We start from the raw sequence: 22,337 nt of genomic DNA, 5'->3' as shown, positions 1-22,337 counted from the left end.
GGATGCTCTCTGGCCCGGTCGTGCGAGGCGTAGAACAGCGCCGCCGGTGGGGCCGGGCCGCCGAAGGGGTGGTCGTCACGGATATAGGTCCAGATCAGGCCGGTGACCATCCGACCCTTGGCCAGGATCGGCACCGTGGTGTCGTCGCTGTGGAGCCGCCCGGCCGCCAGATCATGCGTCGCGATCAGCGCATGCAGGGGCGCGAGCGCCGCCGTGCAGGCACCGACTTGGTCGGCCAGCGTCGAGACCGACAGCGCGATCCCTTCCCGAGCGAAGCGCTCGCTCTGGCGGTTCAGTGGCTGATGCTGGCCGAACTTCTCGAACAGGATCGTCGCCAGGAGGTGAGGCCTGCGCCCGCGATGCCGCCGATCAGCGGCCCCGTCCCTTGCAACGATAACGCGAGCCAAGCGCCGAGCCGCTGGAACTGGCTCTAAGCCTTCATCATCGGAAAGGTAGCCTGACATGGACCTGAAAAGCGCCGAGGCGAACATCAGGACGATCGCCACCAACGCCGGCAAGTCCAGCCTTCGCTACCACTGGACGTGGCTCGCGGTGCATCCGCGGACCATAACGCTGATCGCCCTCGGGCTCATCGTTGCCGCGTTCACCACCGGGAAGGGGCTCTGATGGCCGAGGATGTGAAGCCTGCCGTCCAGGCCGTCTCAGTCACCTCGGACGCGCTCGCCGAGAAGGTAAAGCCGGCCGCCGCGTTGCGCACAGCCTAGAAAACGACGCTGCTGAACTCGGTCGGCGGCCTCGCCTCGATCGTCCTGCCGATCCTCGGTTACCTACAGACGGTGAACATCGGCTCCGTGCTGACCCCGCAGCAGGCACTCCTCTAGATCGTTGGCGTGAACGTGCTGACGCTGCTCCTGCGGGCAGCAGGAACGAAGCCGGTCATTCTCGATCGCGATGAGCGCCGGTTCGAGGACCGCCGCTTACGCTGTTCCTTAGCACGCTCCTCGGCTGGATCAGCATCGGACTCGTCTCGGCGTTCGACAACTCGCTCCTGCATCCAATCCTAAAGACGATCCAGACTTGGTTCGCAGACTAGATTCTAGGTCAGCGGCCCCGGGATTGTTGCTTCCGCTTGAATCAATAGTCGTTTTTCGTGGCGCTTCATAAACATCCAAAGCGCCACGGCGCAGAGGATCACGAAACCAAGCATACCGAGCCCAACGGGGCCCATCACGTTCTCAATTGAGCGACCGCAGAGGTAAGCGCCTAGCCCCATAATAGACGCCCACGCGATACGACCTACGCCATTGTAAAACATGAATCGCCGAGCATCGAGCTTATTTACCCCGGCGAGCACGGCCGCATAGGCCCGCAGCATCGCGGTGAAGCGCCCGAAGAACACGATCGCTCCACCATATTTCTGAAAGAGGTTTTGCCCGAGCTTAAGCCGCTTGTGATCCAGCGCAATCCTGCGGCCGTGCTTGAGTAAAAGTGGTAGGCTCCAACGTCGCCCAACCCAATAGCCGAAGTTATCGCCGAGGATCGCTGCCAGCGCGGCCGTTCCGACGACTAGTCCGATGTTCAAATTGCCGGTGCTTCCCGCGTAGGCCGCCGCAGTCAGCAGGACCGTTTCGCCTGGGCAACGCACGCCAGCGCACTCAAGCATGATGATCACAAAAATCGCAACATAGCCATAAGACGCACTCAGATCCGCGACTGGCAGATTGTGCAGGAACGACATCGCCACCCCTCTAGCCTTGGTGGCAGCCAATCGTGCAGAAACGTTGCCGTTGAGAGGCGGTCCTAGTGCGGTGGCTCAGACGGGTGATGATGCAGTCGACTGATGCCTTTGAGGATGGCTTTGGCGGTTTTGTCCAGGTCCAGGGTTTTGGTCCTGATTGTACCGGGCGATGTATCGTTTGATGGCCGCCCGCAAATCGACGATCCCGGTCAAGGTGCCCCGTTGGAGCGGACAGCGCGTGAGGGCCAAGAAGAAGCCCTAGACGGCGTTTAGCTAGGAAGCCGAGGTCGGGGTGAAGTGGAAGGTCCAGCGCGGTTGGTGCGCGAGCCAGGCGCGGACGTTCGGGTGCTTGAAGGTGCGCGTCCGGTGCGGCTGCAGGCGGTTGGCGTCCCAGATCCGCTGCACGGAGCGCAGCGAGATGCCGATCGCCCAGGCCACGGCACGGCCCTCAATCACTCAGTCTGCTGGCGCTCCCAAGGGGAATCGAACCCCTGTTTTCGCCGTGAGAAGGCGACTTCTGAAGCATAGAGACACTCTCTGGTACGGCCTGAAACTCATTAGAACGCAATGACTTGTGCCATATCGTTTCATTGCGTGCCATCGCGTTTCGTGGCAATGTTGGCAACGATTTCGACAACGAAAAGGTCGAGCGATGGCCCGCAGAGCCAGTGCGTTCAAAAGCCGGGCAAGCCGGGCCGAGCTGCCGTCGTCCGACGCGCCCGAGTGGGAGCTGATCGGTCCGGGCGTGCGGCTGGGGTATCGCAGTGGGCGAGGCACGAGAGGGCAGGGCGGTTCATGGCTTGCCGCATCGCGGACGCCGGAGGGCAAACGCGTCCAGTTGATGCTTGGGAGGGCCGATGACGTCGCGACGGCCGACGGCTCGAAGATTCTGACGCACGAGCAGGCCAAGGATGCGGCACGGGCTTGGGTGAAATCGCTGCGATCAGCGCCGGACGCGCAGCCAGCGCTGACGGTCAACGATGCGCTCGACCGGTACCTTGAAGCGCGCGAAGCCGAAGGCATGAAGGCGATCTATGACGCCAAATCTCGAGCCCGGGTCCACGTCCGGCCCAAGCTCGGCAATCTGCGCGTGACCGACCTCACGCTCGACAAACTGCGGCGCTGGCGCGACGCCATGGTGCACGCGCCAAAGCTGCTGCGGACGGGAAAGCTCGCTACCAAGCGCAACACGCGAGCGGTCGACGTCACAGATCCCGAAGCGCTGCGTCGACGGCGAGACACGGCCAACCGCACGTTAACGCTGCTCAAGGCCGCCCTCAATTGGGCTTACCATCATCAGCTCGTTGAGAACGATCGCGCCTGGCGGTTGCTCAAGCCGTTCCGAGATACCGGCTCGGCCCGGGTCCAATTCCTCGACGCCGCCGAGCAGCAGCGGCTGCTCAATACGTCCGAAGGGCCGCTCCGGGATCTCGTCGCGGCCGCCCTGATGACAGGAGCCCGCTTCGGCGAGTTGTCGAAGCTTACGGTTCGTGACTTCGACCGCGCCAACGGGACTGTGTTCGTCGAGCGCAGCAAGAATGGCCGAGCCCGGCACATCCCGCTCACTGTAGGCGGCGTCAGCCTATTCGAGCGCCTTGGAACGGGGAGGGGGCCCAAATCACCATTGCTGGTTCGAGAGGACGGCGAGGCCTGGAAGCCCGCGCAATACCAGCGTGGCTTCAAGGAGGCGCTGGGACGAGCGAAGCTGGAGAGCATCACGCTTCACGAGCTCCGCCACTCCTACGCCAGTGCCATGGTTCGCAACGGCGCGCCCCTGATGGTCGTCGCCGAAGCGCTCGGCCACTCGGGAACGCGGATGGCCGAGAAGCACTACGCTCACCTCGCGCCGAGCTATGTGGCAGAGACGATTCGGCGGACAGCGCCGGATCTGACATGCGGCAATCGCACAGGGCTAGTAGCGGTTCTCTAGGAGGCCTCGATGCGCTCGACCGCTCAAGCTTACCTGTCCGTCGCCTTGATTGTCCTGCTGGCTACGATCTCGGGGCACGCCCAGAACGGCAACGTAGCAGGCTTTGGCCTGACACCCTGTCGGGAGATCGACAGCTTCGTGAGCTTGGCTCCGGGCCGCACGGCGATCCTGGGCTGGGCATTTGGTTTCATGAGCGGCGTGAACGCCATGAAGACCGCCCGAGATCGAAATTTCCGCGACTTGGCTGGGCTGAACGCCGATCTCATGCTCGGTTCCATCAGAGCCTATTGCAACCAGCATCCAGACGCTTCGGTGATCGCTGCCGTCGAAGCCATTCAGATTAGCCGTCCACTCCGATTGGCAGATTGAACCACGTCTCTATCGATCAGGATTCGGCACGTCCTTCGGCCAGTAGCCTCTACCGGGGACGTTCTCGAATTCCTCCCGAAATCTCCACATGATTGTGCCAAGGTTACGGGCTTTATCGCGGCCAGCGAGTGGGATGCCCTCGGATTCAAAGGCGTCGAGCAATTCACCTCGAGTCATCGGACGACCGCGCTTTAGAATCTCTGCGCGGGCGAAATTGGCGAGCTGCCGCGGGGAATAAACGTTGCGCTCTCGCAGCCGCGGTTTGTCGTCTGAGGACGCCTCCACCGTGCGAGCGGCGTTGCCAGAACGAAGCTCTTTAAGCCGTTCATAGCCGTGGATAATTTCGTTCAAAACACGGAGCTCTTCCTGGAGCTCACGGCGTCGTTGAAGAACCTCGTAGTATGACCGCTCGTCCATGATGCGGCCTCCGACCTGCATGTTCATGCCATCACCAATTTAATCGGAATTGGCATCAACGTATCAAAATCCTGGAAATATGGTTAATGATTCCTTTCCAGGGGGTTGCAACGAGAGTGGCAGAACTCTAATTGATTCCTCAACGCAAAACGCCCCGCCAGGGGCGGGGCGCGTTCGGTGGACCAGAAGGTCCACTGAAACCGATCGGGGGCCGTCGCCGGCCCTCGGATATTTGCTGTGAGAGGTGGAATATCTAGGTCCGCGGCGGCTCTCGGTCAACCATCGAATGAAAGGACTTTCACGATGGCCTCGACCCCCAAGCCGCCCGACGAGGGTCAGCAATTCATCTTCCGCCCGTTCATCACGCTCCCGAATGGGACTGTGCTCTGGGCTCGGAACTATGGAAAGCGCGCCTTCCGGATCCCGGTCGGCCCCGTGAGCGAACGCTAAGAGCGCGACCTCATCGGGGAATTGAGAGGGCCGAGCCAAGCTCGGCCCTCTTTTTCTTAGGCCAGCGCAACTGGTAGCTCATCGATCCGCGTCGAGTAGCGCGGCGTCCGCATTTCGAACTTCGTCGACCAGCTCGAGCGAGCCCGGTCTAGCCCAGCCCGCGCCGGCGCCGCGGCCAAAGCGGGCAAGCTGCGGCTACTCCCGCGGCCCATCGCCCTTCCTCCCGCAAGCCGCGATGACCAGCTCGCCTGCCGGAAGCGGTCGCTGCAGATCCTTGGCGTCGACCCGTGGGGGTTCGGCGCGCTGTCAGGCCGCATCCTTTTCGATCAGGCTCGGGTCGTCGTCGTTGCCGACCTTATTGACCCGCTTCGATACCGGGAATTCCTTGAGCGCGCTTTCCTCGGCCGGTTTCAGGATCTCAGTGCCGGCCGAGCCGTCGAGCCAAGCGTCGATCTGCTTGCCGTCGAGGATCACCGGCATGCGGTCGTGATAGGGCTCCATCCAATCAGACGGCTCGGTGACGACCATGGTGCAGGAGAGCATTTCCTCACCCTCGGGATCGCGCCAACGGTCCCATAGGCCCGCGATCGCCAATACGGGCGCATCATCGGCCGCCGTGAAGAGATGGGGCTGCTTGTCACCCTTCTCGCCGGTCCACTCGTAGAAGCCGCTTGCCGGGATGATGCAGCGACGCTTCTTGAAGGCGTCGCGGAACATGGGCTTCTCAGCCACGGTCTCAGCGCGGGCGTTGAACGTCGCCGGCACGCTCTTGAGCGGCTTCTTCCACCACACTGGAACGAGCCCCCAGCGCATCGGAACGATCTCGCGTCCTTCCTCACCCTGGCGCACCGCCTCGACAGTCGTGGTCGGCGCGATGTTGTAACGGGCGCGCAGGTTTCGCCGCGGGCCGATGATGCTCATCGCCTCGTGGACCTGGGCCCAGGTTGGGTATTGGGTGAACCGTCCGCACATTCGGGCAGTCTGCGCCTGCGGGTTCGTCATCGCCATGGATCATCGGCCAGCCGTCCACGGTTGGATGATTTGAGGAGAGCCCCATGTCCGCGACCACGATCACCCTGACGCCGGAAATCAGTGAGGCGATCGACCGCTTCATCGCCGGGCAAGAGCCGAAGCCGAGCCGAGACGAGGCCGTCAACGCGGCGCTCGGCGACTGGCTATCTCAACAAGGCGCAATCCCGTTCGTCGATTGCCCGCCCGAGGTCGAAGCAAAGGGCGAGTGCGAGTGATGAGAGGCTTTCGGCCCTATTGAGCCGGCTCTTCCACATCCCCTAACCATAGGCCGGCAAACGCCAGCGTCGCCGTGTAGACCGTGACGTTGCTCTCGTTGCGCACGACCACGGTGTAAGCCTGCTGATCGCCGTCTTTGGGGATCTCGTCACGGGCGATCTGCGGCAGCGTTTCCATCGCTAGCCGGCGGATGACTTTAGCGTCGGCGCATTCGTCGCCGACATCGTCCCGGATCAGCGAATGGCCGTCGTGAATGTCGAAGTAGTAGCGAGCCATCTTGCCCTCAATCGTCAGGGCGAGAGTCTGCGTACTCCCAAGCGCCGACGCCCGAGCTTACCGGCCGGCGATGGCTTTCAATGGTGGAAAGGCCCTGAGGTTCCTGGGTCGCGAATGCCTCGCCCCCTGAAGTCCAATTACTTCATGCCACGGCCACAGGAAGCTCGTCGATCCGCGTCGTGTAGCGCGGCGTCCGCATCTCGAACTTCGTGGACCAGCCGACCCGCGCCCGCTCCAGACCAGCACGAGCAGGCACCACCGCCCCTCGACCGAACCGGGCATTGCAAGCGTCGATCGCCGCCATCAGCGCAGCGCCGTGCTCCCGGTCGAGTTGGCCGATGAGCGCGCGTTGGCTCTTCTCCAACGGCACGAGATCCACGGTGATGACACCGGCCTTGCTGTAGCGCCATGGCGGATCCCCCTGAGGCCGCCAGGTCCGCGCGACGCCATGGAGCGCCGCCTTGATCAGCGCCATCGTGTCGTTCGTCGCCTCCGGTAGCGTGACGACCGTCGAGACCGAGCGTTGCGGGCCGTCTCGGTCGTGCTCCGAGGTGTGGAAGAAGACGGTGACGTGATCGGTACCGAGGCTTTCCCGACGGAGCTTCTCACCGAGTCGGGTCGCGTGAGCGGCGACTGCCTGTTCCAGGCTCGCCCGATCCTCGATGCGATTGCCGAAGGAACGTGTAACCGCGCAGCCTTTCCGCTGTGCCGGGACCTGGTCGAGGGACAGGCAGGCCATGCCCCGCAGCTCGTGGATCATGCGCTCGCCGACCACGGTCAGCGCCTTGCGTACCGGGCGCGGATCGAGGTCGCGGAGATCGGCGACGCTATCGACCCCCATCGCTTCGAGCTTCGCGAGCGAGGCGCGACCGACGCCCCACAGCTCGCCGACATGGATCCGGGGCAGCCAGAAATCATAGGCGGCCGGGTCGGTCAGATCGCAGACCCCACCGAGCTCGGCGACAGATTTGGCGATATGATTGGCGAGCTTCGCCAGCGTCTTCGTCGGGCCGATGCCGACGCAGGTCGGGATGCCGGTCCAAGCGCGCACGGTGGCGCGGATGTCGCAGGCCAGCGAGACGCGCTCGCCCTCGCGGATGTCGGACAGGTCAAGGAAGCTCTCGTCGATCGAGTAGACCTCGACCCTCGGCGCGGCCTCTCGATAGATCGCGTTGATGCGCGCCGACATGTCCCCATAGAGGGTATAATTCGACGAGAAGACGCGCACGCCCTGGGCGCGACAGAGCTCCCGGATCATGAAGTACGGCGCGCCCATCTTGATCCCGAGCGCCTTGGCCTCGGCGGTTCGGGCTATGGCGCAGCCGTCATTGTTGGACAGCACGATCACGGGCACGCCGGCGAGCTTGCCGTCGAAAACGCGCTCACAGGAGCAGTAGAAGCTGTTGCCGTCGATCAACGCGATAGCGCGGCTCACCGCCGGCTCCGAGCGAGAGGCCGGAGCAGGCGCAGCGACGTCGTGACGACGCCCCAGATCGCTGCCTCGCCGATGTCTTCGATGGGCGTTGCCGGCAGCTCTGGATTGTCGAAGGCGAGCGTGGCCTGGTTTCCGTCGAGCCGATAGCGCTTCAGCGAGGCCGTGCCGTCGATGATGGCGAGCACGACGTCGTCGTGCTTCGGTTCGACGCTGCGGTCGACCACGACGATATCGCCATCGTGGATGCCGGCGCCGACGACGGACCAGCCCGAGACGCGCCAGAGGAACGTCGCCGGCGGGTTCGGAACGAGCCATCGCGGCAGGCCGAGCGCTTCTTCCAGGAAATCGTCGGCCGGCGACGGAAAACCGGCGCACACGGCCGGACCCATGAATGGAACATCGACCGAGCCGAGGCGGCCGGCGGGAAGATCGTCCAAACTGACGATACGCACCGATGTCTCCAAGGGATGGGTATGGGGCTGCCGGGGGCCGTGACCGGCAGATGGGTTATTCCAGCCTAGGCTGGCTCTCTCGGCTCGCCGCTGCCGACGATCTTCAGCAGGTCGCGACCCGCCTTCGTGAGAAACCAAGCGGTCATGCCCTGGCACGAACCAACAGTGGCCGGTCGCTCCACGACATAGCCGCGCTCGACGAGGGCCGGCATGATGCGCGGATAGGCTCCGCGCCGCATCCCACCAGGGTTCACTCGGAGGGCGCGAAGAGCGGCGATCTGGCGACCCTGGATTGGCAATGTCCTCATTGCCGGCAGTTCAAGCCAGCCCGTGCGTAACCGCGCGAGATCAGCCGGTTCTGCTCGCCGGCTCGGCGCTCTGCCTCCCACAGGTCGGCGAGGGCATCCTGCACCGCCATGCGCAAGGCTGTCCCCGGGCTGCCTCCCGCGCGGATCAAATAGGCTTCCACAATGGCATCCACCTCGCTCGGCAGCCGCGCTGGCCAGCCCATGATTCGTCCTTCCTGTGTAAAGAACGAAAAGTGAACATATCGGCCCAAAGGGTCAACCGATGGGCCCTGTGGAAAACGGGCATAACCCATGGCGATCAAGAGCACGCTCGTCGTCCAGAGCTTTGTAATCAAGCGGAAGCGGCTGGTGCCGGGGGACCGGGCGATGGCGCTGACGAAGTGCGGGAGTGGTGCCCAGATATTTTGTTTGCAGCGTATCTTCAGGATTTTTCGGACGAGACACACAGGCATCATACTGACTATCATGCCTTCGTGGCGGCCGATTCGGAGCTTTAGACTGATGAATGCGCTAAAGTCATTTTCAATACCAGAAAAAAGTAAGCTTATCAGGCTAATATTGTGCGCTTTTACTTTCTATCCTAATATCTCATCGGCACAAACTAAGGTCGTACAAAACTCTGTCCAGGCTATTTGTATCTGCGCTTTAGGCAATGATGTTTATACTGCTTGGTTTAGGGGGCGGACCGCCAACTGGGGTACTCCTAATTCTCTCGCAATCTATGCGTCTGCTTGTATTGACACCGGGTTATGCGGGCCGATGAGCACACCACAGTCATTTGTGACGGGATCGTACATGATCTCCCCAAGATCATTTCAGACAATTGGCAATTTACACGGCGTAGTTGGATCTCTAGTGAAGCAATAAACACTAATTACCGACAGATATCTATTAGATTGGAGAATATGATGCGTAATTGTCGCTTAAATGCCATATTTGTTTTTATGGTCGGAATGATGTGTATGTTCACAAGCCAGGTCTTTTCTCAAACTACTAAATCAGTGTGCTGGGGTGAATTCAGAAATAAAGAAGAATGTAACGGAAAGGCAATTAATAGAGGTATGTTTAGTGACACTAATTGTTCGAAGAATTGCTCGGATCATCCACACGAAGTATTTTTCAAATGTGGCACGGACGGACAGAAAGGTTTCAATCCTCGTGTCGCATGTGCACATGTTTGCGGGAAGCCCCTAGACGATGGTTGCAAAGTTAAAGGCGGTGAAGGAACCGACGGGAACGAGTGCGGCTATCGCTGGGCAGAAGTGACTTGTGAGTGAGCTGCGCTGAATACAACAGGGGAGATGTCACATGCGCCAAGTGAGCATTTCGATTGTGGCTATGCTGATTTGGCTTCTGTCTTTCTTTAATACGTCGTATGCGAACGACGGCGCTTGGTCAGAAGGAAGCCAGTTTGCACAAGTAAATGTTGCTTGTACTCGCACGTATACATGCGGTCCTGTTGGTCCTATTGTCCATGCGTCCAATTTGAGAGTTGTTGCAACCGATCCGCAATTGGTTTGGGGCGTGTGCTCAGCCGGCAGCGGACCTGTCGATAGTTGCAATGTTTGTTTGACAAATCCGCCGAAGGTCAAATGCACTTGGGAATTGCGGTAATTTACGCAATTCCCACTATGGCTTAACGCACATAATATTCCACGGCTAGTGCCGATTGACGGGACTGATCTGCCCTTGCGTAGCTTAGCGCAAGCTTGAATCGGAATTAGGCGTCGCGAGTGCCTGCGTCACGATTGCGCCAATGCGGCGCCGTCAGGACATCGGCCAGAGCGGCCTTGTTCCGGCCGAGCCACGCCCGGGCCGTCAGTGGCATCTCGCCGAAAGCCTCTCGGATCTGCCGGTTGAAATCGGTTGGACTACCCTGCGGATTCCACGTTCCGGTCGCTCGGAAAACGTCGAGCGTGTTGGCCATGCCCTGTCGAGTGTTAGACACCCCAAGAGCGCCAAGAGCCGCATCGAGGTTCGTCGCCTGTTGCTCCGTGCCGACGATGTCCTTGGCGAACCGTGCACCGCCGCCCTGGGTTTCGCCGCCGAAGAGCCGCGTCGCGCTCGTATCGACCTGATGCGCAAGCCGCTGGCGCGCGAGCTGTCTCGGCAGTTCGGGATCGCAGGCAGATAGACGCATGATCGTGTCGACGAGCTCGCCTTGGCCGTCCGTGGGCGGCTGTAGCTATTAGCCTTGCGTCCTCATCCGATAACCGCCTCAACACCCTTCAGCTCGATGGCGGCGGCGATCTCGGTGTACAGGTCTACGGCCTGCCCTGGCGCCGAGATTGAGACGGTAAGGGCGTAACGACCCTTGTCCGTCACCCTTCGCTGCCCAACGTGCGACTTCCACCAACCTCCGACCGGGTAAACGGCGATTGCATCGTGGCTGGCGAGGTCGATTGCTCGTCCGCGCCAGAGGTCGCAATGGAGCGAGCCCGCCTGAACGGCTTTGGGGCCGATCAGCCAGCAACTTTTCTCCTCTGCCGATTCTGACCCGTCCTTAGCCTGACTAGACGAAATGCGATTTCGAAAACGAGCGACCGTCTCGGTCCGCTTCTTCACATCGAAGCGCAGGCCAAACGAGCGGTAGGTATCGGGGCGTGTCGCTGCCTTGCCCGTTAGGTTCGGCTCGATGAAGTAGGAGAGCGCCACCTTCATGACGACGATGCCGTTCTCGATCCGCTCCAGCGCCGCGCGTGGCCACGGCAGGCCATAGAAATGCAGCTCATTGAACACCGCGGTTCGACGATCCTCACCGAGTGCGAATGGCTGTATCTCAGCCTGTGCAACAAGAGTTACGTCGTTCCTTGTCGACGAGATCGCGCGTTCGATGTCGGGCACGCCGTAGCCAACCTCGCGCAAAATCCGCTGCTTCTCCGTTTTGGAACCTGTCTTCCAGTGTGCCCCGCGCCCGATCAGCTGCTTGGCGATCGGCTCTGGCCATCGCGCCGAATCCACGGTGAGCGCACGAAGCGTTTCGGGCCAGAACTCTGGTAACGCCGCATGGAGGCGGCCTGCGAAGTTGCCGGCAACGCCTACGGCTGCGCTCGTCGCACAAAATGGTATCAGCGGTTCGGCCGCCGTATCCGATCCGGGCGCGAGCAACGAGACGGCGGGATCCCAGCCACAGAACCCTGCGGCGTCCGACACCATGTTGCCTGCCTCAAACAGCACCTCCGGCTTGATCGGCGTGAGATCGTGGGGAAGCGACTGCGATCCGCGGCTAAACGGGCTTCGATGGTTGGCTGGTACTACCGGCTCCAAATCCGGCGGCCCCGCAGGCGGCACTTCCTTTCGCGTGAAGCCGCCGATCGTCACCGCGTTCCAGCTCTGTGCTGGGTCTTCCAGCGGCTGTGACGGCATCACGTCCACCATCATGCCGCCGGAGACGTTGCCGGTCGCGACGAGCACCAGCCGTTTTGGTCGATCCGAGGCCGCCACTCCGTCGACTGCGTCGCCCAGCATCGCACCGGCGGCGACCTGATCAAGCGCACCGCTCCAACTTGATGGCCGGTCGGGCGGAAAATCCGTCGCGGAGTTCGCAAGGCAAAAGGTCCGCGGCACGTTCGGTCGCTCGGTCTCGACCAACGCGATGGCGCTTTGCGTTACAACGCCGAAGGCAGGTGGTTTAGCCGGAGGAAAGCCGCGCGGTGGCAGGAGCTTCATTGATTCGGCCGCGTGGGTAAGCGTCACCGGTCGCGCGCCGTTCATCAGCGGTTCGAGATCGCCATACAGCACAAGACCAGCGAGCGGTGTGCCATGGCCACCGTCGCGGTGATGATCGTCTGAGCCCCAAGCGGCATCGCAAGCCCAGGCTCCTCGCAAGCCCGGCGCAATGAGCGGATGCTCGGCAGCGACACCGGTGTCGAGCGTGCAGACCGCGGGGGCGGCCTCCGGCGGGGGTGTTACTCGCGCCGCGAGTTCTTCGACCCACTCGTGCGCCCCAAGGCCCGGTGCACCGCGTTCGAGGAACGGCTCGATCGTCCCGGTCGCGCGTCTGATCTCGCTGATCGCGCCAGGGACGCGGCTCGCAAACGCAGCAACCGCGCCGGCGCTCGAGTGGACGAAGATCACCGATGTGTCCGGGAAAACGAGCCGATCGGGATGTACGTCGAGATTGGCGTCTCGCGCCGCTACCACGAGCCGCTCAACGATTGCGCCCGCTTCCCTTACCCAGAGCTCCCACCACTGAATCTCCGGGGCAGCAAGCTCGATTTCGCCGGTGAATAGCGCGCGAACGTCCGCTGCGCGGACCGTCTCGACCGTTTCGAAGCGCTCTACGTCTGGTCGACGGGCGTTGCCTGGATCCCGCCCGTAAGCCGCTATCCGGCCGCGCAAGAATGCGCGCGCATCGTCGGGTACGAAAAGCAATGCACTCTCGGTTCGATCGTTGTTGCGCGTCGAGCGCAGCAAGACCACGTCCTGCGGCTGAAATTCGAGCGCTGCAGGCACCTTGACCGCCTTGGTCCGTGCTCCCTCGGTGGGTGGCACGGTTGTTATCTCGACGACAGCCCCAGCCCGCAGCCCTGCGACAGAAATCCGTGGGTCCGCGCCAGGTGCTGGCAGATCACCGAGGGCAGCCGCAAGTTGCTGAAGAAGCGCGGCGGCGTGCGCGGCGTAGTCATCCCGAAGCGGTTTGCGCTCTAGGTTCCGCCTTGGCACTGTGTAGGCTGCAGTCTCGCGAAAGGCGTCGATGGAGAGGTGCGGGCGGTCCCGCAAGCCGAAATCTTCAGGCGCCGCCATCCTACCCTACTCGTGCCTGTCTCGTCGGTTTCTGCTCGTCCGGCGGAGCCTCGCTAACGGCCGGCCCGACTATGGAATTTGCCCTTCAACACCTGACGGTTTCGAAGCGCACGGTCGAGCGCCTCGGGCGACACCTTGGCCGACCCTTCAAGGATCGCATCTTTCACCACAGCGTCGGCGGCGCGCACAAGCTCGCCTTGACTGAGACCCTCTAGAGAAGACCCGATTCCCGCCCAGGCCTTAGCCGCGAACCGAAACTTGCCGAGCCGACGCTCTACGATCGCCGGCGCCGCATTCACGTCGGGCAGCCCGTACTCGATCACCTCATCGAAGCGACGCGCCAGTGCTTCATCGAGGATCTCGACGTGATTGGTGGCCGCCAGCACGAGGCTGTCCGTCGAGTTGGGCTCCTCCATGAAGGCGAGCACCGAGTTGAGCACGCGCCGAATTTCGCCCACGTCGTTTGGATCGCCCCTTCGAGCGCCGATCGCGTCGAATTCGTCGAGTAGGTAGACGCCGCGTGTCTGTGCGATCTGGTCGAACAAAAGGCGCAGCTTACCCGCCGTCTCACCGAAGAAGCGGCTGAACAGCGCCTCCAACCTCACGGTGAACAGCGGCAGCCTGAGTTCGCCCGCGAGCGCCGAGGCGGTCATGGTCTTCCCAGTCCCGGGTGGTCCGACGAGGAGCATGTGCGTAGTCGGCGCTTGGCCGTGATTGCGGAGCGTTGCGCGCTCCTGCTGCTGGCGCACGATGCGGATCAGGCGGCTGCGCACGTCCTCGGCCAGCACCATGCTGTCGAGGGTGACCTTGGGATATGAGCTCTCGACGAGCCCCTGAAGCTCGCCACGAGGCCGCGCAAGCGGGATTGGCGTTTGGCCGCCCGCAGGCCGTCCTGTACGCTGCTGGTCGCGGGCCTTCTGAACAAGCCGCTTGAGCTTGTCAGCATCGTCAGTCCTTCCCTGGCGCGCTTCCTGAGCAGCGACCTGGAGCGCGATCGAAAGGAATTGATCCTCGTCGCCTTCGATATGCGAGTTTAGGAGCGCGAGAAGATGCTTTGTCGACACGCTCGCCCTCCTTTCCAAATGGTTTGAACCAGAAGGCGCTGATCGGCCTAAGATGGGGTTTACACGAACAAACCGCTAACTGAACGTTGGCTGCAACGCCACGAATTCCTCATGTGAGGGACGAGCTCAGACAGCCGTGGCGGTGGAAACAAAGCGTCCGCGATGCAGCTCGATCGCTGGAGCAATCGAGGCGTGGTTACGTTAGCCCTCGATGATTGGCGCACCGCCGAGCCAAGCCGTCACCGCGCCAAGAGAGCGGAAGGAGTGCTCGGTTGCCGTGAACGGTGCCGGACGCTGATCCGGCATCAGATCCTCCAGCAGTTCGGCGCACCAACCCTTTTCCTGGCCGGCCGGCGCGACCTCGCGCACGACGCTACCGATGATGTCGCCGCCCAGGACCAGGTCGAAGCTGCCGACGGCGAGGCGGTGAAGCTCGTAGGCGCGCGCTGGCTGCTGCACGACGGCTCAGCCGTATTTCACAGCGCCGGACGTGCCAAATAGGCCCGTGCTGTAGGGCGCTTTGTAGGCGCCGTTGGAAAGCGCCTGGGCGCGCTCAGCCTGCGCTTGTTGGGACAGGGCGCCTGTGGCTGTCGAGAAGGCGTCGGCGATCGGGCTGTAGCCGACCGGCTGGGCCAGTGCCGTCGCCCGCGCCGTGGCGGAACTGGCGGCTTGTGTGGCGTCACCGGTGGCGTTCACCGAAGAGATAAGATTGCCGCGGGCATCCTCAACGTTGCTACGGGCCTGATTGGCGTAGTTCTGCGCCGTGTCGGCGATGCCGGTGCGGTTGGTGTCATAAGTTTTTTGGAGCTGGCCGAACTGATACCCACGGGCTGAGCTCTCAAGGTTGCCGTCGCGAGCGAGAGCAAACGTCAAATCGCGCTGGGCTTTCCCGTATTGGTCGTCGAGTTGCGGCAGGGCGAATGTGAGATAGTTGTCGCGCTGCTTGTTGTAGAAATCGTCGTTGAATTGGCTGTCGAAGGTCGAATTGATCTGCGTCGTGCCCGCGCGGATCCGATCCTGCCGGGCCTGCTCGTCGGCGCGGGCCTGCTTGGCCTGGGCGCCTGCGCCTCCGTCCTTCTTCGACATCGGGCGGCCCTCTCAGTGAATGGCGACGTGCTGAACGGGCATCAGCACGGAAGCAGGTGGGAATGCAGGAGCGACGCGCTGGAGCGCGTTGGCAGCGACTAGGCTGTCCAGATCGTTCGCGACGATGCGGGCAATCAGACTCATCCCGGGATGGCAGGCTTCGAGACGCTTCTGCGACCCAACTGGTTGGGCCCAGGCAAGCAGGATGCCGTAGGCGCTGATGAAACCGTGCTGTCCGCGCTCGTGCCAGTACCAACCCGGAAGAATCTCTCGCGCGGCGGCCTCTACGAGCCAGAAGGGCGACAGGAGGTCTCGCAACGTCACGTCGGAAATCGGCTCGTGATCACCTACGCGTAGGATGCCGGCGAAAGCCCGAGATACTGCTTCAATAACCTCTTGAGGGTCCCTAGCGTCGACGGCGCTCTCGAGGTCGGCAAGGATTTCATCGGCTATCATACGGAGCCCCACGACCTTCGAACCGGCTGGCGCTTGGCGCCACGGACGCGCCACAACGCGCGTCGTCCGGTTTGAGGTTGAAAACACCTCCGGCAAGGCCGGAGAGGCGGGGCGGCGTCCCGAGGGCCGCAGGATCGAGAGGCTCAGAATAGCAGCGGCTGCGGCCCGCTGGAAGCGAAATCGACATCGCTGAGTGAGCGCAACCCATTGGACAACATGTCCAAAACGTTCTGAGCGGCGCATTTTTGTCCGAAGGGCTGCCGCGGTCGTCAGAGTGGCGTTTGGGGTATACCGGGGGGGCTGGGTGCCTGCCCTGCGGGCCGGCCGATCTGTCTCAATCGTCTGCCGACATCAGACAAAGATCGTACGAATATATCGTCGCCGTCTGACATATTGTTGAATATCAATCGCTTATGATATGTATTTGTCTGATTTTATATCGCAACGGATCAGACAATCTATAATATTGACTTGTAATTCGAGCAAACACTATATTGTCTGGAGGGATCGAAACCCCAGATCGTACGCAAGCCCTATGAACCCACAGCATTTATGTGTCGAAGGGTCCAGGGTCCTCACGCAGATGTCCAAGGCTATAGCCTAAAAGCGTAGAGGTACCGTCGTGCGCGGTGTTTCGAACCCTGGACTTCACATTGCCGTATCGAACGCGGCGAGACTGAAAGCGCACGACGATGAGCAATCACCCCAGCCGGGCCCGCAATCATGAGTATTTCTTTAGTCTGATCGCTGGAGACCCCACTCAGGCATGTATTGGAGACGAAATAGACATTGCTGGTGTCGAAAGGCATGGCCTCTCGGTGGCGTTAAGGACCGAAAATGAAAACACTAGTTTTCACGTTTTCAATCTAAATCTAGATAGTGCATTGATTTTATTAGAATGTGCATGCGAAATGCGAGGTGAAAACAATTTGGAGGCCGAAGATTTTCTGCCATTCGATCCAGACACAAAAAGGATTGTATTCTGCGCGAAGAGTTTGTCACCGTCTGAAGGACTGCGATTATTACAGGAGTATATGACTTTATGAATTATTCAAAACTGAAAACATTATTATGCCGGGCGTCCCTGCGAAAGGGGCGCCCTTTTTTACGCGTGCGGCTGGGTTGATGCCATGATGACTGCACCGAAGCTGCTCACAGAGAGCGAGGTCGCCGAACGACTCCTCTGCTCTGTCTCGAAGGTGCGCCAGCTTCGATACAAGGGGTTGCTGCCTTACCTTCCTGGGCGCCCGCCCCTCATTGCAGAGCCGGACTTTAAGGCCGCGCTGAAAGCTGAACTCGCGAAGGTGTCGTCACGCAAGGCGCGCGCTCGGCAGCGGCGGCAAGCGCTAGAGACGGCCAACCCACCGAGCCAAGCCGAGATCGATGCCGAAGCAACTGCGGCCATGCTGGCGAAACTGGCAGCCAGCCGACGTCGCGCGCAGATCGTTTCCCTTCAGCGGCGAACGGCGCAGCAAGAACGAGAGCGACTACGGAAACTGAAGCTTGACGGCGAAACGTAACCGTATCATTGTGAGCAACGTCCGATGCACACAATGATACGGTGCAGTTATGGCCAACGGCCGGTTCGTTTCCTACCTTCGCGTGTCGACCGATCGGCAAGGCCGCTCGGGTCTCGGCCTCGAAGCGCAGCGTGCCGCAGTGGCGAGCTACCTCAACGGGGGAAGCTGGTCGCTCGTGGCCGAATTTGTGGAGGTCGAGAGCGGCCGCAACGCCGACCGGCCGGAACTGGCTCGCGCCCTGGCGCTCTGCCGCGCGCACCGCGCAGCGCTCGTTGTCGCGAAGGTCGACCGCCTCGCTCGCTCTCAAGCCTTCCTGTCGAACCTGCTGGCCGCCGGCATCGAGATCCGGTTCTGCGACCTTCCGCAGATCGAAGGACCGACCGGCCGATTCCTGCTCCAGCAGATGATGTCCGTCGCCGAGCTCGAAGCCGGGCTGATCTCCGCTCGCACCAAAGCTGCGCTCGCGGCGGCCAAGGAACGCGGGCAGAAGCTTGGAGGCGCTCGGGGACGCGTCGGAACTGCGGTCGATACCGCGAAGGCGCGCGCTGTGCGGGCCGCCAAGGCGGATGTGCGGGCTGACGATCTCGCCCCCATCATGTCGCGCCTTGACCCTGACGGAACAGCCTCCTTGCGGGGTCTAGCGGCAGCTCTCACGGCCGAAGGCATCGAAACGCCTAGTGGTCGGGGGGCCTGGACTCCAACGGCTGTCTTGCGGCTCAAGCAACGCTTATCTGGCCCAAACGGTGAGGTCTGAGATGCTTTGCCTGTTGGTGCTCATCGGGGCCGCCTTCGTCATCACAGCGCCTGCATGGCTGCTGCATCGGCTGGCGCTCAGGGCTTTCGCACCTCGCGAGGGGGCCAGGTCGCAACGCATTGTCGAGCGAGCGCGAGAGCCAATCGCCCTCAAGCTCGGCCGGGCCGCCGGCCGCTTGATCCGTTCGACCTAGTCGAAGACGCTGCCGGGCGAAACGACGTCGCCCTCGATCATCGGCGCTTCGAGCTCGGCGAGGTACTGCTTCGCATCCTCTGCGGCTTGCTGCAGCTCGGAGCGGCTCATCTCGTGAAGCGGCTTCGCCTGGCCGTCCTGCTCAGTCCCTGCTGATAATTCGACGAGCGCCTTAGCGGCCATGACGCGGGGCGCCTTCGGGGCCGCCTTGTCGCCGGCAATCTCGATCAACGTGCCCACCCCGACCTCGTAGCCCTCTGTGCGTAGGCGATGCGTCACGCGAGCTTGCACCTCGGCGACGACGGCCGGCCGGCGCATCAGGTCGCCACCGCGATTTGATGGCTGCCGATAGCCCGCGAGCTGGGCGGCTGCCGTCGGATCGTTGATCCGCACCATGTGGCCCACAAAGGCGCTTTCCTGTGACGTGAGGCGACCAGATTTCAGCGGCACCGCGCTATCTCCCAACTAGTTGATAGGCAAGGATGATATCGAATCTGCGATGTCGCGCAATATCGACCCGGTCTTCCGACCAAGACACCGCTCTCGCCGAGGTACCTGTAACGAAACGACGCCTCCTCGAACGACGATGCGCCGTGACGTTATCGAGCGTCCACACCCTCAGATCTTCCGACACCTTACTGCCGACAATGCCGCTCGCGTGCGTGTGAGAGACAATGAAAGATCAGGAGGTACATAAATTTCAATACTAATTGATTGAAAAAGCAATCTGGATCTCGCGTACGCGAGCGGCATTGTCGGCGCGGATGCTTCAGCTTTCATCTCGAAACGCCCTCTTTGCCGACATTGCCGCTAGCATTCTCTCGCGTTCACGCTCCCGGTGCGCTTTTTCCCGTTCCGCTCGTTCAGCAAACCGCCGGTGGATTTCCGGGTTAATCGTCCAGCGAGACGGTCCGTCAGAGCTTCGATCTGCAGTTACGACCCAAGCGGCGTTCTCCAGATCGCGCATCGCCGACAAAGTCGCTCGGCGCTTCCCTGCCAAATAACGCCGGGCCTTTTCGATCTCCCGCGGCGTCACGCTCTCCATCTCGGGCCGGGTCAGCAGCCAATTGGCGATCCATCGAGCCTCGCTGGTATGCTCGGCCGGCTCGTAGAATTCGGCGTAGAACCGCAGGGCATGGCGCATGAGGAAGCCGATGAACCGCGCAGCCTTGCGCGCGGTGTCGGCCGTTACCTCGTTGCCGGGCCCGACAGGAACGCTGCCGAAGAACGACCACACGTCGAGGGCGTGGAAGCAGAGCAGGATGCGGAAGGCCAGGCCATCCCATTTCGAGATGTGGCCCTCCCAAGCAGCAGAGGCGCCCGGCAGCCGCTCCAGCGCTCGCACCCTGCCTAGCGTCTCGCCGATGACCGTCCGCGCCTCATCGGACAAGTGCACGACACCGCCGGACAAGACGTCGATTGAGCAGAAGGCCCGGATTGCTTGCTCATAGGTCGCAAGGGCAGCAGCGTCGGGCGGCACGTCGAGGCTCGGCCGCTCTAGGCCGTCGTCGACGACGAAGATCAGCCGTTGAAGCAGACCGTCGCTGCCGAGATCGCGAGCAAGCGCCCGGATCTTGTCAGGCTGTGTCGAGGCGATGAGGCCCATTAAGGCGCTGTCGGCCCGCACGGTGCCCCCGACCCGATCCAGGCTCACCGGCGAGCCGTCGAGCAGCTTCAGCATGTTGCCGCGGTCGCCTTCGCCGTTACGCTTGTAGGCACCGATGCTGCCAAGGAAGGCGGCCAACTCGTCGGGCGCGCGGATCACACCTCGCGGATTGTCGGCGTGAATACGCACCTGCTTTTCGAGTGTCGCATCGTCAACGAGCAACTGCCGCAGAGGCGGCATCGGTGTGGCCGGCGCAGCCGAAGCCCTCCCGCGAGCCGTCTTGTTCGTTGCCTCCCATGCTGCCCTTGCGCGGGTGCCGGCCGAATACATCTCGCGATCAAGAATGCGGTGCGGTGCCAGCGCCGCTGCGATCGTCGGCGACTTCTTTCGCCCTGGGCGAGCCGTTATGACGACAGCGAGCGAAGCAGGCACCCGCCAGCCCGAATCGTGGCGTTTGGGCTGGATTGTCAGAGCGTTGCCGATGGCGCCGCCGGCAGCGGCGATCGCCGCAATAGCAACGAAGCTTTCGGGCACGCCTTTGCGCGGCGCCTCGGTGCGCACGAACGCCTCGATGACGTCCGGCAGGCTGCCTACAGGCGGCGATGAGAGTTCAGCGGGATCGTCGTCGCCGAAGATGTCGACGGGCTCGGCGAACGCTGTGACTGGATCTGCATCGCCTGGAATGGCCTCGAAGAAATCTTCCGGCATTAGGGGCTTCGCGCCGCTCAGCGCCTTTGCGACTGTACGGGCCAAGTACGACGCGCCGCGATCCTCGGTTTTCTCCGGCGAATATGCCGCGACCACGTCCGCCACATCGTTAGGGTCTGAAAAACCGGCTTCGACGAGCGCTGCGGCGAGGGCGTAGTCGTGACTGGACCGGTCGGCGCTTGGTGACGCGGCGGCTAATAGCCGATTAAGCAAAGCGCTCTGGGTCCGCGCTGCAGCAAGGCGCTCCTTCAACTCTTCCTCGAGATTTTCGGGAACGCCGAGGCAGCCGAGCGAGAGCGACACATCCGGCAAGCTTGCAGGTATCAGCGCCTTCGGCTCGACCTCGGGCGAGGCGATGCGGGCGAGATCTTCGAGGGTGTGGAAGCGCGGCGGATCGAAGACTTTCCCCTGTGTCTCCGCCCGCTTCCGCCCTCTGGCACGCTTGCTCTCGTTGGGCAGGTTGATCGTGAAAGGGATGCGGAAAAGGTGCTCGACACTGTGCGTCGCGTCACCACCGTAGTGCCGTGAGAGCGCTCTGCTCTGCGCCTCTACGAGCGCGATGTTTTCGGGCGTAGCCTTCAATGGCTCCCGGAGCATCCATACGGCCTGAACGCCGCCGCCGCTGTCGATGATGGCCGAAGGGCCGCGTGCGTCCTCTCGCCAAGCTGAAAGCAGCGCAAATAGTCGGGTGCGCTCCCGCTCGAAACCGCCCGGTTCGGATTCCATCTCCCGGCGCGGATCGAGGTCTACTGTGACGACGCGGATCGTCTCGATATCGGCCTTGCATACGCGCCCAGCCGCGCCGCGCTGCCGCTCGCGGGCGACTGGCTCGTTCAGGGTCAGGTGGATATTGCTGCGGCCCTGACGCGCCGCGATCCACTCGAATAGTTCTGGCCGATCATCCGGCAGACTGAACGTCTCACCGCGGCACGCGGCATCGGGCACGATGTCGGCGACCGCCAGCCGTCCTTTCGGTATGAGGCCGCAGAGGAAGGCGACGGCCTTGTCGGTATCCCCTCGCAATGGCGTTGGCGGTGCTCCTGAACCGGCAGGGGCTGGCTCCGAGCCTTGCCGCTCGATCTCGTCGAGCCCATAATCGTTTCTCAGCATGATCCATTCCCGCTGTCCGCCCCGGCATGGGCGTTCGGCTATCGAAAACAGCGGCGGTTCCCGGTGGTACGGGGGCCGCCGTTTTCGCGATGAAGTCTCTCCAGGGACGTCGGATCGGTTGCGCGGCTCTGCGTGGCGGCAGCTTAGTTCTCGAAGGATCGGTGCTCTGCTGGCCAGCGGGTGCGACCGACCCTTTCACGAACGATCTTTGCTGCGCTCGGGTCGAAGGTTTCCAGCCTCCGCAGAGCTCGCATCACGCATTCGCGGTCATTTCTGCGCATCGAGGGCGGCACTTTGACGTAAGCTAGGACGAGCATCTCGCCGGGGCGGCCGCGCGCGAAAAGGATCGCGTTGTCTTTCGCGCCGGTGAGCGGGGTGATCTCTGATGCCAGCATGGGGCGTAGCTGAACTAGGCAGGCCGGATCTGGATCGAAAAATTGGGCATTCCCTGCTTTGAGCGCTGCGGGGACGCCCAACGTGAAAACGCCTGGCACCAAGCCGGTCACTGCGC

The 22,337-nt window shown here is 62.2% G+C and carries 26 protein-coding genes, 1 tRNA gene and 2 pseudogenes; 8 read left to right on the top strand and 21 right to left on the bottom strand.

All coding sequences use genetic code 11. From position 1 onward, the window contains the following. A pseudogene (locus HCU64_RS23850) lies at positions 1 to 347 on the bottom strand (IS66 family transposase); the annotation flags it as partial. Between the two features lie 115 nt (positions 348 to 462). On the opposite strand from HCU64_RS23850, the gene HCU64_RS23845 reads away from it, so the two are divergent. Next, on the top strand, positions 463 to 627 hold the full coding sequence (locus HCU64_RS23845) for a hypothetical protein (protein WP_233386893.1): 165 nt from the start codon (positions 463 to 465) through the stop codon (positions 625 to 627). 430 nt (positions 628 to 1,057) lie between these two features. On the opposite strand, the gene HCU64_RS23840 is transcribed toward HCU64_RS23845, so the two are convergent. From HCU64_RS23840 to HCU64_RS23830, 3 genes and pseudogenes are all read right to left on the bottom strand, one after another. Further along, positions 1,058 to 1,699: a DedA family protein gene (locus tag HCU64_RS23840; RefSeq protein ID WP_233386892.1), complete on the bottom strand. Its 642-nt coding sequence runs from the start codon at positions 1,697 to 1,699 to the stop codon at positions 1,058 to 1,060. Between the two features lie 124 nt (positions 1,700 to 1,823). Beyond that, a pseudogene (locus tag HCU64_RS23835) lies at positions 1,824 to 2,146 on the bottom strand (hypothetical protein); the annotation flags it as partial. 18 nt (positions 2,147 to 2,164) lie between these two features. After that, positions 2,165 to 2,225 (bottom strand) — tRNA-OTHER (locus HCU64_RS23830). Positions 2,226 to 2,273: 48 nt separating this feature from the next. Here HCU64_RS23830 and HCU64_RS23825 point away from each other — a divergent pair. Together HCU64_RS23825 and HCU64_RS23820 are read left to right on the top strand one after the other, a co-directional pair. Further along, the gene (locus tag HCU64_RS23825; protein ID WP_233386891.1) at positions 2,274 to 3,629 is read left to right on the top strand and encodes a tyrosine-type recombinase/integrase; all 1,356 of its coding nucleotides are present in this window, start codon (positions 2,274 to 2,276) and stop codon (positions 3,627 to 3,629) included. A gap of 9 nt (positions 3,630 to 3,638) precedes the next feature. Then, on the top strand, positions 3,639 to 3,998 hold the full coding sequence (locus HCU64_RS23820) for a hypothetical protein (protein ID WP_233386889.1): 360 nt from the start codon (positions 3,639 to 3,641) through the stop codon (positions 3,996 to 3,998). 9 nt (positions 3,999 to 4,007) lie between these two features. Here HCU64_RS23820 and HCU64_RS23815 read toward each other — a convergent pair whose 3' ends face one another. Then, a complete protein-coding gene (locus tag HCU64_RS23815) occupies positions 4,008 to 4,442 on the bottom strand; it encodes a hypothetical protein (protein WP_233386887.1) in 435 nt (144 codons plus the stop codon). A gap of 276 nt (positions 4,443 to 4,718) precedes the next feature. Here HCU64_RS23815 and HCU64_RS23810 point away from each other — a divergent pair, with 276 nt between their 5' ends. Next, complete coding sequence (locus tag HCU64_RS23810) at positions 4,719 to 4,865, top strand: hypothetical protein (protein WP_233386885.1); 147 nt, start codon at positions 4,719 to 4,721, stop codon at positions 4,863 to 4,865. 56 nt (positions 4,866 to 4,921) lie between these two features. Here HCU64_RS23810 and HCU64_RS23805 read toward each other — a convergent pair whose 3' ends face one another. Both HCU64_RS23805 and HCU64_RS23800 read right to left on the bottom strand, forming a co-directional pair. Then, the gene (locus tag HCU64_RS23805) at positions 4,922 to 5,077 is read right to left on the bottom strand and encodes a DUF4113 domain-containing protein (protein ID WP_233386884.1); all 156 of its coding nucleotides are present in this window, start codon (positions 5,075 to 5,077) and stop codon (positions 4,922 to 4,924) included. 94 nt (positions 5,078 to 5,171) lie between these two features. Beyond that, positions 5,172 to 5,873 (bottom strand): SOS response-associated peptidase, encoded by a 702-nt coding sequence (locus tag HCU64_RS23800; RefSeq protein WP_233386882.1) that lies wholly within the window; start codon positions 5,871 to 5,873, stop codon positions 5,172 to 5,174. 47 nt (positions 5,874 to 5,920) lie between these two features. Between HCU64_RS23800 and HCU64_RS23795 the strand changes: the two genes are divergently transcribed. Then, on the top strand, positions 5,921 to 6,112 hold the full coding sequence (locus tag HCU64_RS23795; protein WP_233386881.1) for a ribbon-helix-helix domain-containing protein: 192 nt from the start codon (positions 5,921 to 5,923) through the stop codon (positions 6,110 to 6,112). Positions 6,113 to 6,128: 16 nt separating this feature from the next. On the opposite strand, the gene HCU64_RS23790 is transcribed toward HCU64_RS23795, so the two are convergent. From HCU64_RS23790 to HCU64_RS23740, 11 genes are all read right to left on the bottom strand, one after another. Continuing rightward, positions 6,129 to 6,389, bottom strand: coding sequence for a DUF6894 family protein (locus tag HCU64_RS23790; protein WP_233386880.1), 261 nt, complete (start codon positions 6,387 to 6,389; stop codon positions 6,129 to 6,131). Between the two features lie 142 nt (positions 6,390 to 6,531). After that, entirely contained in the window at positions 6,532 to 7,824 is a 1,293-nt protein-coding gene (locus tag HCU64_RS23785) for a Y-family DNA polymerase (RefSeq protein ID WP_233386879.1), read from the bottom strand. After that, positions 7,821 to 8,276 carry a LexA family protein gene (locus HCU64_RS23780; protein ID WP_442786007.1) on the bottom strand — a complete coding sequence of 152 codons (456 nt, stop codon included), beginning with the start codon at positions 8,274 to 8,276 and terminating at the stop codon, positions 7,821 to 7,823. Before HCU64_RS23780 ends, HCU64_RS23785 begins: the two co-directional genes overlap by 4 nt. Before the next feature lie 65 nt (positions 8,277 to 8,341). After that, positions 8,342 to 8,584 carry a hypothetical protein gene (locus HCU64_RS23775; RefSeq protein WP_233386878.1) on the bottom strand — a complete coding sequence of 81 codons (243 nt, stop codon included), beginning with the start codon at positions 8,582 to 8,584 and terminating at the stop codon, positions 8,342 to 8,344. Further along, positions 8,581 to 9,051 carry a hypothetical protein gene (locus HCU64_RS25490; RefSeq protein ID WP_325170021.1) on the bottom strand — a complete coding sequence of 157 codons (471 nt, stop codon included), beginning with the start codon at positions 9,049 to 9,051 and terminating at the stop codon, positions 8,581 to 8,583. The genes HCU64_RS23775 and HCU64_RS25490 overlap by 4 nt, the downstream gene beginning before the upstream one ends. 1,253 nt (positions 9,052 to 10,304) lie before the next feature. Further along, positions 10,305 to 10,724 (bottom strand): hypothetical protein, encoded by a 420-nt coding sequence (locus HCU64_RS23765; RefSeq protein WP_233386877.1) that lies wholly within the window; start codon positions 10,722 to 10,724, stop codon positions 10,305 to 10,307. Between the two features lie 62 nt (positions 10,725 to 10,786). Further along, on the bottom strand, positions 10,787 to 13,330 hold the full coding sequence (locus tag HCU64_RS23760; RefSeq protein WP_233386876.1) for a S8 family peptidase: 2,544 nt from the start codon (positions 13,328 to 13,330) through the stop codon (positions 10,787 to 10,789). Between the two features lie 53 nt (positions 13,331 to 13,383). Next, a complete protein-coding gene (locus HCU64_RS23755; RefSeq protein WP_233386875.1) occupies positions 13,384 to 14,394 on the bottom strand; it encodes an AAA family ATPase in 1,011 nt (336 codons plus the stop codon). Positions 14,395 to 14,595: 201 nt separating this feature from the next. After that, positions 14,596 to 14,853 carry a hypothetical protein gene (locus tag HCU64_RS23750; RefSeq protein WP_233386873.1) on the bottom strand — a complete coding sequence of 86 codons (258 nt, stop codon included), beginning with the start codon at positions 14,851 to 14,853 and terminating at the stop codon, positions 14,596 to 14,598. Positions 14,854 to 14,859: 6 nt separating this feature from the next. Further along, on the bottom strand, positions 14,860 to 15,480 hold the full coding sequence (locus HCU64_RS23745) for a hypothetical protein (RefSeq protein WP_233386872.1): 621 nt from the start codon (positions 15,478 to 15,480) through the stop codon (positions 14,860 to 14,862). Positions 15,481 to 15,492: 12 nt separating this feature from the next. Further along, a complete protein-coding gene (locus HCU64_RS23740) occupies positions 15,493 to 15,804 on the bottom strand; it encodes a hypothetical protein (protein ID WP_233386870.1) in 312 nt (103 codons plus the stop codon). Between the two features lie 824 nt (positions 15,805 to 16,628). On the opposite strand from HCU64_RS23740, the gene HCU64_RS23735 reads away from it, so the two are divergent. The 3 genes from HCU64_RS23735 (at position 16,629) to HCU64_RS23725 (ending at position 18,210) form a co-directional block, all read left to right on the top strand. Next, on the top strand, positions 16,629 to 16,982 hold the full coding sequence (locus HCU64_RS23735; protein WP_233386868.1) for a hypothetical protein: 354 nt from the start codon (positions 16,629 to 16,631) through the stop codon (positions 16,980 to 16,982). 84 nt (positions 16,983 to 17,066) lie between these two features. Then, a complete protein-coding gene (locus HCU64_RS23730) occupies positions 17,067 to 17,456 on the top strand; it encodes a hypothetical protein (protein WP_233386866.1) in 390 nt (129 codons plus the stop codon). Between the two features lie 49 nt (positions 17,457 to 17,505). After that, on the top strand, positions 17,506 to 18,210 hold the full coding sequence (locus tag HCU64_RS23725; RefSeq protein WP_233386864.1) for a recombinase family protein: 705 nt from the start codon (positions 17,506 to 17,508) through the stop codon (positions 18,208 to 18,210). A 189-nt stretch (positions 18,211 to 18,399) separates the two neighbouring features. Here the strand turns inward: HCU64_RS23725 and HCU64_RS23720 are convergent, their stop codons facing one another. The 3 genes from HCU64_RS23720 to HCU64_RS23710 all read right to left on the bottom strand — a co-directional run bounded on the left by HCU64_RS23720 (position 18,400) and on the right by HCU64_RS23710 (position 22,332). Continuing rightward, entirely contained in the window at positions 18,400 to 18,852 is a 453-nt protein-coding gene (locus tag HCU64_RS23720; protein WP_233386863.1) for a hypothetical protein, read from the bottom strand. Positions 18,853 to 19,171: 319 nt separating this feature from the next. Then, on the bottom strand, positions 19,172 to 21,661 hold the full coding sequence (locus HCU64_RS25485) for a DUF3987 domain-containing protein (protein WP_233386862.1): 2,490 nt from the start codon (positions 21,659 to 21,661) through the stop codon (positions 19,172 to 19,174). Positions 21,662 to 21,969: 308 nt separating this feature from the next. Then, on the bottom strand, positions 21,970 to 22,332 hold the full coding sequence (locus HCU64_RS23710) for a hypothetical protein (protein ID WP_233386861.1): 363 nt from the start codon (positions 22,330 to 22,332) through the stop codon (positions 21,970 to 21,972). Positions 22,333 to 22,337 lie beyond the last annotated feature (5 nt).

Origin of the sequence: Methylobacterium sp. C25, assembly GCF_021352225.1 — a bacterium.
Taxonomy (GTDB): domain Bacteria; phylum Pseudomonadota; class Alphaproteobacteria; order Rhizobiales; family Beijerinckiaceae; genus Methylobacterium.
This window is presented reverse-complemented; position numbering and strand designations above follow the sequence as displayed.

Excerpts from the sequence above, each read along its gene's own strand:
- HCU64_RS23810 (WP_233386885.1), top strand. The coding sequence starts at position 4,719 with ATGGCCTCGACCCCCAAGCCGCCCGACGAGGGTCAGCAATTCATCTTC.
- HCU64_RS23760 (WP_233386876.1), bottom strand. The coding sequence starts at position 13,330 with ATGGCGGCGCCTGAAGATTTCGGCTTGCGGGACCGCCCGCACCTCTCC.
- HCU64_RS23820 (WP_233386889.1), top strand. The coding sequence starts at position 3,639 with ATGCGCTCGACCGCTCAAGCTTACCTGTCCGTCGCCTTGATTGTCCTG.
- HCU64_RS25490 (WP_325170021.1), bottom strand. The coding sequence starts at position 9,051 with ATGATAGTCAGTATGATGCCTGTGTGTCTCGTCCGAAAAATCCTGAAG.
- HCU64_RS23800 (WP_233386882.1), bottom strand. The coding sequence starts at position 5,873 with ATGGCGATGACGAACCCGCAGGCGCAGACTGCCCGAATGTGCGGACGG.
- HCU64_RS23845 (WP_233386893.1), top strand. The coding sequence starts at position 463 with ATGGACCTGAAAAGCGCCGAGGCGAACATCAGGACGATCGCCACCAAC.
- HCU64_RS23815 (WP_233386887.1), bottom strand. The coding sequence starts at position 4,442 with ATGAACATGCAGGTCGGAGGCCGCATCATGGACGAGCGGTCATACTAC.
- HCU64_RS23730 (WP_233386866.1), top strand. The coding sequence starts at position 17,067 with ATGATGACTGCACCGAAGCTGCTCACAGAGAGCGAGGTCGCCGAACGA.
- HCU64_RS23805 (WP_233386884.1), bottom strand. The coding sequence starts at position 5,077 with ATGGGCCGCGGGAGTAGCCGCAGCTTGCCCGCTTTGGCCGCGGCGCCG.
- HCU64_RS23725 (WP_233386864.1), top strand. The coding sequence starts at position 17,506 with ATGGCCAACGGCCGGTTCGTTTCCTACCTTCGCGTGTCGACCGATCGG.
- HCU64_RS23795 (WP_233386881.1), top strand. The coding sequence starts at position 5,921 with ATGTCCGCGACCACGATCACCCTGACGCCGGAAATCAGTGAGGCGATC.
- HCU64_RS23735 (WP_233386868.1), top strand. The coding sequence starts at position 16,629 with ATGAGCAATCACCCCAGCCGGGCCCGCAATCATGAGTATTTCTTTAGT.
- HCU64_RS23745 (WP_233386872.1), bottom strand. The coding sequence starts at position 15,480 with ATGTCGAAGAAGGACGGAGGCGCAGGCGCCCAGGCCAAGCAGGCCCGC.
- HCU64_RS23790 (WP_233386880.1), bottom strand. The coding sequence starts at position 6,389 with ATGGCTCGCTACTACTTCGACATTCACGACGGCCATTCGCTGATCCGG.
- HCU64_RS23840 (WP_233386892.1), bottom strand. The coding sequence starts at position 1,699 with ATGTCGTTCCTGCACAATCTGCCAGTCGCGGATCTGAGTGCGTCTTAT.
- HCU64_RS23765 (WP_233386877.1), bottom strand. The coding sequence starts at position 10,724 with ATGCGTCTATCTGCCTGCGATCCCGAACTGCCGAGACAGCTCGCGCGC.
- HCU64_RS23775 (WP_233386878.1), bottom strand. The coding sequence starts at position 8,584 with ATGAGGACATTGCCAATCCAGGGTCGCCAGATCGCCGCTCTTCGCGCC.